General features: G+C 58.2%; 10 protein-coding genes. 3 read left to right on the top strand and 7 right to left on the bottom strand.

Annotated features, from left to right (window positions below; genetic code table 11):
- Positions 1-7: 7 nt before the first annotated feature.
- From IEX40_RS15290 to IEX40_RS15275, 4 genes are all read right to left on the bottom strand, one after another.
- Positions 8-1,225, bottom strand: coding sequence for a type II secretion system F family protein (locus IEX40_RS15290; protein WP_188749821.1), 1,218 nt, complete (start codon positions 1,223-1,225; stop codon positions 8-10).
- A 6-nt stretch (positions 1,226-1,231) separates the two neighbouring features.
- Entirely contained in the window at positions 1,232-2,950 is a 1,719-nt protein-coding gene (gene gspE / locus IEX40_RS15285; protein WP_229680784.1) for a type II secretion system ATPase GspE, read from the bottom strand.
- A gap of 166 nt (positions 2,951-3,116) precedes the next feature.
- On the bottom strand, positions 3,117-3,977 hold the full coding sequence (locus IEX40_RS15280) for a metallophosphoesterase family protein (protein ID WP_188749817.1): 861 nt from the start codon (positions 3,975-3,977) through the stop codon (positions 3,117-3,119).
- A complete protein-coding gene (locus tag IEX40_RS15275) occupies positions 3,977-4,897 on the bottom strand; it encodes a diacylglycerol/lipid kinase family protein (protein ID WP_188749815.1) in 921 nt (306 codons plus the stop codon). Before IEX40_RS15275 ends, IEX40_RS15280 begins: the two co-directional genes overlap by 1 nt.
- A gap of 119 nt (positions 4,898-5,016) precedes the next feature.
- Here IEX40_RS15275 and IEX40_RS15270 point away from each other — a divergent pair, with 119 nt between their 5' ends.
- Complete coding sequence (locus tag IEX40_RS15270; RefSeq protein WP_188749813.1) at positions 5,017-6,330, top strand: MFS transporter; 1,314 nt, start codon at positions 5,017-5,019, stop codon at positions 6,328-6,330.
- Between the two features lie 7 nt (positions 6,331-6,337).
- Here IEX40_RS15270 and zapE read toward each other — a convergent pair whose 3' ends face one another.
- Entirely contained in the window at positions 6,338-7,459 is a 1,122-nt protein-coding gene (gene zapE, locus IEX40_RS15265; RefSeq protein ID WP_188749810.1) for a cell division protein ZapE, read from the bottom strand.
- Positions 7,460-7,940: 481 nt separating this feature from the next.
- Between zapE and IEX40_RS15260 the strand changes: the two genes are divergently transcribed.
- Complete coding sequence (locus IEX40_RS15260) at positions 7,941-9,086, top strand: ComEA family DNA-binding protein (RefSeq protein WP_188749808.1); 1,146 nt, start codon at positions 7,941-7,943, stop codon at positions 9,084-9,086.
- A 40-nt stretch (positions 9,087-9,126) separates the two neighbouring features.
- On the opposite strand, the gene IEX40_RS15255 is transcribed toward IEX40_RS15260, so the two are convergent.
- Together IEX40_RS15255 and IEX40_RS15250 are read right to left on the bottom strand one after the other, a co-directional pair.
- Complete coding sequence (locus IEX40_RS15255) at positions 9,127-9,621, bottom strand: paraquat-inducible protein A (protein ID WP_229680783.1); 495 nt, start codon at positions 9,619-9,621, stop codon at positions 9,127-9,129.
- A gap of 9 nt (positions 9,622-9,630) precedes the next feature.
- Positions 9,631-10,095: a methyltransferase family protein gene (locus IEX40_RS15250; protein ID WP_188749806.1), complete on the bottom strand. Its 465-nt coding sequence runs from the start codon at positions 10,093-10,095 to the stop codon at positions 9,631-9,633.
- A gap of 241 nt (positions 10,096-10,336) precedes the next feature.
- Here IEX40_RS15250 and IEX40_RS15245 point away from each other — a divergent pair, with 241 nt between their 5' ends.
- Positions 10,337-10,657: a c-type cytochrome gene (locus tag IEX40_RS15245; RefSeq protein ID WP_188749804.1), complete on the top strand. Its 321-nt coding sequence runs from the start codon at positions 10,337-10,339 to the stop codon at positions 10,655-10,657.
- Positions 10,658-10,661: the final 4 nt, after the last annotated feature.

Raw genomic sequence — 10,661 nt, 5'->3', positions numbered from 1 at the left:
GCGGGCCTTAAAGCGGCAGCTCGTTAATCGACATGATCGCCACCAGGATCGACATGATGATTCCCGCGATCAGCAGGCCGAGGCCGACGATCAGCAGGGGTTCCAGAATCGTAAGCATCCGCTGGATATTCAGCCCCACCTCGCGGTCGTATAGCTCCGCCACCTTCAATAGCATCTCATCCAGCTGTCCCGTCTCTTCACCCACCTGAATCATCTGGATCGCCAGCGGCGGAAACTCACCGGTGGCCTGCAACGGCTCACCGAGCCGACGCCCTTCGCGTACGCCGTCAGTCACCTGAGCGACGAGGGATGCCAAATGCTGGTTGACCAGGGTACCGCGAGCAATTTGCAGGGCGTTCACCATCGGCACACCGCCATGCAAAAGCGTGCCCAGGCTACGACTGAAACGTGCTGTCTCCATGCGCTGGATCAGACCGCCAACCAGCGGCAGATGCAGAATCATCCCGTCCCAACGTAAGCGCACCTCGGCCTGCTTCAAGCGCTGGCGAAACATCAGTCCCGCCACAACCAGCGCGATCAGAATCCACGGTCCGAACAGACGCACGAAATCGGCCACCGCCATCACCACACGGGTGGGCAGCGGCAGGGCTTCGCCCATATCGGCAAAGAGTTGTTCAAATTGGGGAATAACATAGGTAAGTATCACCACCAGGGAGAGAATCGCGACAAACAGCAGGATCATCGGATAGAGCAGAGCCGACAGTACTTTCTCGCGCAGGGCTCGGCTGCGCTCCAGATAAAACGCCATATCCCGTAGCCCCTCGGCCAGGCTGCCGGCGGTTTCGGCGGCGTGAATCATGCTGACGTAAAACGGAGAGAACAGGCCATCCTGCTCTTTAAGCGCGTGCGACAGGGAGCGTCCCCGCTGTACCCCCTCCTCTATTCTCTTGAGCAGCGCGCGCTGCTCCGGGTCTTCGTTAACCTTGGAGATGATCTGTAAGGCACGATCCAACGAGAGCCCTGCACGCATCAGTTCGGCCAGATCCTGAGTGAACTGCAACACCCGCTGCTGTTTGCTCTTGCCCCCCGGCTCCAGCTTCAGGAAGGAGGCAAGGTCTGACTTCGCACCGGCGGGCTCCACCAGCAAAGGGATCAATCCCTTGCCCTGCAGTTGACGCACCACCCCTTGGCTGTCACGAGCCTCAAGTTCCCCCTTGAGCTCTTCTCCCTCCTGGGTAACGGCGCGGTAGATAAACTGGGGCATAGACCATCACTCCTGAGTCACGCGAATGACTTCTTCGAGGTTGGTCAGTCCCTGCAACGCCTTGGCACAGCCATCTTCATACATGCTGCGCATACCACTGGCGCGCGCGGCATCATGTATACGACCGGCATCGGCGTGATCGAGCGCAAGACGGCGGATCTCATCGTCCATCAGCAGGAGTTCATGGATCACCAGGCGGCCATAAAAGCCGGTGCCCTGGCACTGATTACAACCGGGCGCCCGCCACAGACGGATCGGCTCGTCACTGGCGTAGCGCTGCAATCCGGTTTCGCGCACCAGTTCGGGCAAGGGTTCGTAGGACTCGCGGCAGTGGGGACAGAGTAAGCGCACCAGGCGCTGGGCGATCACTGCATTCAGCGTGGAGGTCAGCAGGTAGTCCTCGACCCCCATCTCCAGCATGCGGGTGATACTGGAGGCGGCGTCGTTGGTATGCAGGGTGGAGAGCACCAGGTGGCCGGTCAGTGCCGACTGGATGCTGATGCGGGCGGTTTCCAGATCGCGCATCTCACCGACCATGATCACATCCGGGTCCTGACGCACGATAGAGCGCAGGGCATTGGCGAAGCTTAGCCCGATGGACGACTTTACCTGGATCTGGTTGATCCCCTCGAGCTGGTACTCCACCGGATCTTCGACGGTGATCAGTTTGCGTTGCGGTGTGTTCAGTTGGTGAAGCGCGGTGTAAAGCGTGGTTGTCTTACCGCTACCGGTCGGACCTGTCACCAGGATCATGCCGTTGGGGATCGCCAGCAGATTGTTGAGCTGAGCCCGGCAGGCATCGGTGAAGCCCAGCGACTGGAAATCGAACGAGATACTCTCACGGTTCAGTAGCCTGAGCACCACGCTTTCGCCGTGCATGGTGGGCACGGTCGAGACACGAATATCCAGATCCTTGCCCTGAACCCTCAGTTCGATACGCCCATCCTGAGGTAATCGCCGCTCTGCAATATTGAGTCGTGCCATGATCTTGATGCGGGAGATGACTGCCGGCGACAGCTGCACCGGCGGAGCCTCGCCCTCCTGCAGCACGCCATCGACACGATAACGCACCTTGAGCCGGCTCTCGAACGGCTCGATATGGATATCGGAAGCACGCGCCTCCACAGCACGTTGGATGATCAGGTTAACCAGGCGGATGACCGGCGCGCCGCTGGCCAGGTCCAGCAGCTCCTCGACGCTCTCCTCCTGCTCCTCGCCCGGTGTCACATCGGCGAGGATATCGCCCATCTGGCTCTGCCCCTCGCCATAGAGCTGATCCAGCGCCTGCAGAATATCCGAACCCAAAGCGACGCGTGGCTCTACCGCCACGTCGAGCGCCAGCGATAGCGCCTCACAGGCATAGCGATCGAGTGGATTGGCCATCGCCACCGGCAGGCGATCCCCCTCCTGCTCCAGGGGCAGCAATTGATATTCACGCAGGAAGCGGAGCGATAACCGCTCGTCCGGTGTCCGGTCCTTGGGAAACTGGTCTTTGGATACAAGGGGCAGCTGCAGCGCTTCAGACAGCAGAGAGGCGATATCCCGCTCGGATACCAGGCCCAATTTAACCAGCAGAGTGGTAAGCGGCGCCGGACCCGTTTGTCCACGCTGCATCTGATTGATCCGACTCAAGTCGGCTTCGCTGAGGAGTCCCCGCTGTACTAGGATTTTGGCAAGTTCCTCCTCCTGCGGATCCGGCTGGGTTGGCAATGTGTCATTCATCATCGCCCTTCTTGCCCGTTACGACGGGCTCCGTATCCTCGAACTACCGGGAAGTGTAAAGCGGACGTTACAGTTGCAGGTTCACGAGACGTACACCACCTCTCGGGTATACAAACACTATAGACGTGGGTAACGGAATTGCATCGACCGGCGAAAAATTATTACCCGCTCAGGAGACCGGTAGCGCGTGTCGGTCCGGATGATCCGGTCGCTGCGCTTCGCCCAGTACCCATCCCGTCTCCGCTTTCAGAAACTGGCACAGCTGCACAGGGTGGAATTCGCCCAGGTTTCGCTCCATATCCCAACGCTCGATCAGCATCTCCGCTCCCGGTTGGCGGATGTCGATCAGGTTAAAGGAGTTGGGGGCACCCACCCGGGTTCGCGATGACACACAGGTTCCAGCCAGCAGGAATACAAGGGATGACGGCAAGGATGGGTAGAGGTGTTCGGAGGTTCGCATCAGTGGATCGTGGATATGTCCGCCCACCACCAGATCGACTCCATGGTCAGTCAGGATACGGCATATCGCTTCGGCACCACGGATAATATTGTGGCGGTCCTGATGCCGGCGGCAATCCACCGGGTGGTGAAACAATGCGATGCGGTGACGCGCCGGCATACGGGTTAATTCGCTCAGCTGCTGCGATAAGCGCCCCAGCTCAAGTTCGCCATTGCGGTGACGCCAGCGCGGTGCCGAATTCAGCGCCAGCACCTGTACATCCTGGCCGGTCCAGGCAAATGGCGGCAGCGCGAAACGCTCGCGAAAGCGGCCATAGGGGGAGAATATGCGACGGCCGATATCCCAGAGCGGAATATCATGATTACCCGGCACCAACAGTGCCGGCGCCGTAGGAAGCCTGTCCACGAATCGCCGTGCGCTGTCGAACTGCGACGCCGTGGCGCGTTGGGTGATATCACCTGAGAGCATCACCAGATCGGGAACCAGCTCCGAGACACGCTCCAGCAGCGCATCGCACACCGGCGCCTGTTCGGTACCAAAATGGGGGTCGGAGAGATGAACGATGCGCATCAACCCTGCCCCTCAGGTGGCGCCACCACCCACAGCGCGCCACTTTCGATGCTGAATCTCAGTGGCGTTTTGATTCTCACCCGTTCACCGTCAAGCACCACGTTCAGCCGTTTACGGTTGGTGTTTATCTCCAGCTGCTCGGCGCAGAAGTACTCCAGGCAGGCTTCATCCCGCAGCCTGCGCATCAGCCCCCGCAAGCTTAGCCTGAGCATGGCCCAGTGGCTTACCGGCTTCATCACCACTACACCGAGATTGAGAGTATCGATAGAGGGACCTATCTCCAGGTCCACCCCGCGCATCTGCAGCGAATTGATGCCGACGAACACCATGGGGCTCCTTAGTTCTCGCGTAAGATCCCCGGTACTCAGCGTCAGATCGAGCGAGCGATAACGCCGCATCAGCGTCACAATCGTAGAGAGAATCGCGACCACCCGGTGTCGTCCGAAACGCCTGGCGTGTTGCTCCCGCGCCCGAATCATCCTCGAATAGAGGCCAAAACTGGCGTTGTTGTTAAACAGACGATCATTGACACGACCCAGATCCACTCGCCTGGGTTCGCCCTCCAGCGCCAACCTCAGCGCCGGTTCGAAAGCGGTCGGAATCCCCAGATTGCGTGCAAAGAAATTGAAGGTTCCGGTAGGTATAACCGCCATCGGAATGTCGGTAGCGCAGAGCGCTTCACTCACGGCCCTGATGGTGCCGTCACCGCCCACCACCAGCACACGTCCTTGATCTCGACCTGCCGCCTCGCAGGCCTCCCTGATGCTGGTACTGATCTGCCGCTTGTTGCGACTTAGGTGAAGTTCCGTCGGCACGCCCTGTGCCCGGCAACGCGCTTGCACCTTCTCCGTAATCTGCGCTGCGAGACCCTGCCCGGAATACCCGTTCGCCACAATATGGATCGTGCCCTTTCCGCTCATCGTTCACCGCAAGCCAACACCCTGTTTTAAAGAGAGTTTATTAGCTATAGCCTGTATTACCAATTAGCCGCTATGAGAGACTGGCGAAATCGTCTATTTGTTCGCTAGCGGGCCGGAATATGAAACGACGGGAATCACTGACACACAATCTGTACCAGAAACTGATCAACGAGGAGGACGCCCGCGCCTGCAAGGCGATCGACGAGGCCGCCTGCCGTGAGGTTCCCGGCAATTTTATGCTGACGCTGTTCAGCCAGTTCCTGACCCAGCTCGGGGATGCGGTGTCCAATCCCAAGATCGTGTTGCCCTGGATTATGGAGAGTATCGCCGCGCCACTCTATCTGCTCGGTCTTCTGGTGCCGATACGTGAATCGGGTTCGATGCTGCCACAGCTGGTGATTGCCAGTTATGTGCGCCGGATGCCCGTACGCAAAACGGTCTGGGTCGTCGGCAGCGTGCTTCAGGCACTGGCAACACTCGGCATCGCGCTGGTGGCCTGGCAATTGGAAGGGACAGTAGCCGGGTGGTCGATTATCGCCCTGCTGACACTGTTCAGCCTGTCTCGGGGGCTTTGCTCCGTGGCATCCAAGGATGTGATCGGCAAAACCATCCCGAAGAAACAGCGAGGTCGGCTTTCCGGCTGGTCCTCGTCCGCCGCGGGACTGATCACGCTAAGCCTGGGCGCGCTGTTATTGATCAACGGTGGCCAGGCGTTCAGCCCCGAGCATTACGGCCTGTTGCTTGCGGGTGCCGGTACCCTGTGGCTGATAGCAGCGCTGGTTTACATGCAGGTGAAGGAGTTTCCAGGCGAAACCTCGGGTGGCGTCAACGGTTTTACGGAAGCGTTGAAACGGCTGGATATCCTGCGTACCGACAAGCCGTTCCGGCGATTCGTGATTACCCGTGCACTGATGCTCTGTTCGGCGCTAACAGCGCCCTATTATGTTGTGCTGGCGCAGCAACACCTGGGGTCACCCACTTACCTCCTGGGACTGTTCATTCTGGCCAGTGGCACAGCAGGCCTACTGTCCGGCCCGTTCTGGGGCCAGTTCGCGGATGTTTCCAGTCGGCAGGTACTGATTGTTTCGGCGCTGCTCACCTCGCTACTTGGCTTCGCCGTGTTCACCGTAGATCGCCTGGCACAGGAGTGGCTGAGCATCGCCTGGGTATTGCCCCTAGTCTACTTTATCCTCAGTGTGGCCCATCATGGTGTGCGGATAGGCCGTAAAACCTATGTCATCGATCTCGCCGAGGGTAATAAGCGCACCGATTATGTCTCGGTCAGCAACACGGTTATCGGGTTTATCCTGCTGCTGATGGGGCTGATCGGAGCCTTAAGTGGCTTTCTGCAGCTCAGTGGCATCATTCTGCTGCTATCCTGCCTCTGCCTCGGCGGCGCCGCTCTGGCGCTCACCCTGCCGGAAACGGAATAGCGCCGGTTCAGCCGGCCGGTTGCAACCCGAAGCGGCTCAGCTGCATCTCCTTCAGCCGGCTTAGCGTGCGCCTGAAGGCAAATTCCAGGTAACCCTGGGGATAGAGCGAATCCATCGCGACCGCCGCTTCCAGATAGAGGGGCACCCCCCGGTCGTAACACTCATCGACCAGGGCGATGAAGCGGCGCACACCATTATCGCGACGTGACAGCGGTGGCATCTCGCGATCGCCGGTATCGACGCGTTCGGCGGCATCCTCTGTCCCCCTGGCGATCCCCGACAGCTGCTGTTCACTGGCCAGCGGCGGCAGATCGCTCAGCAAGATGTGATCGAAACGGTCACACAGCTCGATATAGTCATTGGCCCAGAGCGGTGCTTCGCAGAGTTGGTCGTAACTGCACCAGAGCACATGTGCGTTCTGGCTTAACACCTCGATACGGCGCTCCCCGATCGTTAACGGCTGAGTATGCCCGCGCTCTCCGGCCAGACGTGCGAACAGCTCCGCCATCTGTTCAGGCCGGGCGGTGTCCCGTATCCAGTAACGCTGCGTCTGTGCCCCGGGATGCAGGCGGTGATCTTCCGGGCCGCGCACATCGACGATATCCATATGTTTCTGGATCGCATCGATCGCGGGCAGCAAGCGATCACGATGGTGGCCGTGGGAGTAAAGATCCTGCGGCGGCTGATTCGAGGTCAACACCAGCACCAATCCGCTGTCAAACAGCTGACGGAACAACGGGCCGAGAATCATTGCATCGCCGATATCATTGATGAACAACTCATCCAGACACAACACACGAAGCTCCGTCGCCAGCTCCTTTGCCAGGGTCGACAACGGGTCGCTCTGACCGGTCAGCTCGAACAAACGTTTGTGCACCCAGCGCATGAAATGGTGAAAGTGCTGACGCCGAACGGGCACCGAAAGCCCCTCGTGGAAGCGGTCCATCAACCAGGTTTTACCACGCCCCACCGGTCCCCAAAGATAGATGCCACGCACTCTATTGCGGCTGCTAACGTGCAGCGCCTCATGGCAGGCGTGCAGATGCTCGACGGCCAGGCCCTGGGCCGGGTCCTCTACAAAACCTTGCTGCAGAGCTAGCTGATAGGCATCACGGGGGGAAAGCGGCACTGGGAGCTCCGTTAGACTGGCTTCTTTCGGGAGGGAATGATCCCGATTTAGGGCGACTCGGGCAAGTCTCCGGATATTACCCTGGACTAAATAGAAGCCTCTGAACTACCTATACTCAACGAATCGTCAAATATCTCTATACGACATTCATAACCACAAATGCATTACTACAACACAGATTTCAAATTATCATTATTAATTATTGATTATATACACCGTCGATTTTGAAACTTCACAAGTTTTCAACTCACTCTGTTAGAACCAGTATTCAAGCATGTGTAATCATGGCTTATGAAACCTGGGGCCAATCACGATGACAGCACCAAAAAAGTGCATCTAATGTCGCGCATATAACAACATCTTGCAGATATCAGCGCCCAACTTTAATTTATTGCCGATTTTGACCGATTAGACCTTTACCTGTCATAAAGCGGCCCTATACTGGCGCCCTCTCCTTAGCCGCTACACAGGTAACAATGCCATGAACACCCCTGCCATCCGCTTTAACGGCAATGTCGAGTACCGTATAGAGGGTGACACCGCCCAGCTCGGCGCCGAGCTGCAGATCGAAGATCTGCAGCGGATCGAATGCCAGCGGCTGTCGCTTCAGCTCTGGGCCTGCCCTGACCAGGTCAACCCCCAGGCCCTCCAAGGCACCCGCGTTGCAGCGTTGGCACTAAGCCAGAGTCTGTTCACCGGTTTCTACCAGGATCAGACGCTGGCACTGCCACCGGCCGGTGATAACGACTACACCATGGCACTCGCATTGGTTGGCGAAACCGCTGACGGCAACATCCAGGTACATGACTGCGCCGTATTCGCCAACCGTCAGCTGTTCCTGCAACCCAGCATCCAGGGTCGAGTCGACTGCCAGCTGCACGATACCAGCGTCTCTATCCGCATTGACGCGATCGCCAACAGGCGTGACGCCGACAACCGCTCTGGCGCACTGAGTCTCGAACTCTGGGCACTTAACGCCCCCTATCAGGGCGGCGCCTTTGTCGGATTTCCTATGGCCAGTACTGAGCTCGGCACACTAGATGGTCAGTGTGCATGGCAGGATTGCAGCTTTAACCTGGAGATCAACCAGCCGCCAGTGGGCGAGTGGGCGCCGGCGTTGATGCTGCGTGAATGGACTCCGGCCGGTTACATCACCCGCGACTATCGCCAACTGCCGTCACTGGTACGTGAAGCGCAGATGCCGATGCCGGCGGCGGTGGTTAATTCCCAGCCGACTGCGGAGTTCATCGCATATGAATCCAGCGCTAACGATGCGGATCAAACGCCAGTAGAACGCGAGCACAAGGCAGACGCGGAAGCCGCGGTTGTCACCGAAAAAGAGGAGGTGCTGAAAGCGCCGAAAACGAATAGCGACGCCAAGCGCGCAGACAAGGCCGAGAAAAAACCCGCTACCAAAGCGGCCAAGAAAAAGACCGACAAGATCGATGAAGCGGTATCCATCAATACCGCCAGTGCCAAGGCACTGAGCAAGGTCCGAGGACTCTCCCCGCGCCTGGCCGAAGCGATCATCGCCGAACGCCCATACGCCAGCCTGGATGAGCTGCTGAAAGTGCGCGGCATCGGTGCCCGCATGCTGGTTAAGCTGCGTGAACTGCTGTCGCTCTGATGCAGAAGCTTCAAGCGGGAACAGCCGTTCCCGCTTCCACTCATCGATCCCGGGCGTCAGTTGCCATACCCGACTCGAGCCAGCGCACGGTTTGTCGGGTCACCAGCATGGTCAACAACACCCCCGCGGCAAAAATATACAGGCCGTAGTGTACCTGGACGCTGACAATCACACCCAGTTTGACGGTAACGATCAGCATCGCGACCACCATCACATCCAGCATCGCCCAGCGGCCGTATTCGTGCATCAGGTGCAGGATTTTTTGGGTATGGCCATTCGCAGCACCGTTTAGCGAAAGTAACCGTACCAGCAACCCCAGCTTGGCCAGCGGCAGAATCACGCTAAAACCGAATATCAGCAGGAAAAGCAGATACTGCCCCTGCATCCAAAGTTTGGCGATACCGGTCAGGATCGAGATCTGTTCATCGAAGATCCAGAACCGGGTCAGCGTCAGCAGCGGCGTTACCATACCGGCCAATAACAGCAGACCGGAGAACAGTGCCAACCACTGCAGATAGCGAGGGGATTTCAGCACCTGTCCTCCTCAGATCCAGCGACGCACACGGCGGAGATAGCGCTCATACTCCTCGCCGAACAGACCTTTCAGCACTCTCTCCTCGGGCCGGATCTGGAAGCAGTTCATATAGAGGACGAAAAGAATCAGCCAAAGCGGCGCCAGCCAACTGGGTTCATGCAGCGTATAGGCTGTCAGCAACAACAGCAGTGCCAGATACATCGGGTTACGGGAATAGCGATAGAGCCCGCTGTTGACCAGCGTGTTCGCCTTCTCCGGTTTGTGAGGGTGGACGGTGGTCCTCGCCCGGCGAAACTGCACTACCGCCAATACGCCGATCAGCAGGGCGGTAAAGCTCAATCCATATTTAAGCCAGACCAGCGCAACCAGCCGATCCGCCTCCAGCGGCAGAGGCAGCAGACGGGCGCTGCCCCAGATTAGCAACGCCAAGATAGCCGCCAGCAGTACCGGCGGGCATTTGAGCTCCAGCGACATGGTATCCTTCTATCCTTTTACCCTGTTCCCGGTGCAAGGATACCAGATCCCGGCCGCTCGTAGCCCCGCCGTCTGTTGCTATCTTCCCTCCCTTCAACTGAGCCAACCTCGCGCGAGCATTAACCTTAAGCGGATCTGTAAAAACTGACGTTGGTCAAAAGTTTCGCTTAAGTCACATTTGTCACTAAATAGATATTAGACATATACTTGTTCGGAGTTAACTGACTGTGGGGTTAGGTAGATGCAAGCAGGTCGATTACTCGCGCTGTCGCTAATGGCGCTAGCTATTGCAGGATGCGACCAGGAGCTCGATGCCAACACGACGGACGGAAAGGAGCTTTTCAACTACCACTGTGCGGGCTGTCACAAAGAGAGCGGCACTGGCTCGTTTCTGGAGGGGATTCCGGCCAACCGAACGACTCAGTTGACCGAGAAACAGGTGACCCAACTGATCCTTCATGGCAAGTCACAGATGCCTGACATGCCTGCCTTCTCTCAACTAAGCGAGCAGCAGGCACGTAATATTGCGCAATACCTGCTGCGTACCCTCGCGGAAAAATGACTCC

Origin of the sequence: Marinobacterium zhoushanense (assembly GCF_014641945.1) — a bacterium.
Taxonomy (GTDB): domain Bacteria; phylum Pseudomonadota; class Gammaproteobacteria; order Pseudomonadales; family Balneatricaceae; genus Marinobacterium_D; species Marinobacterium_D zhoushanense.
The sequence above is the reverse complement of the archived record's forward strand: the minus strand, read 5'-3'. Positions and strand labels throughout refer to the sequence as shown.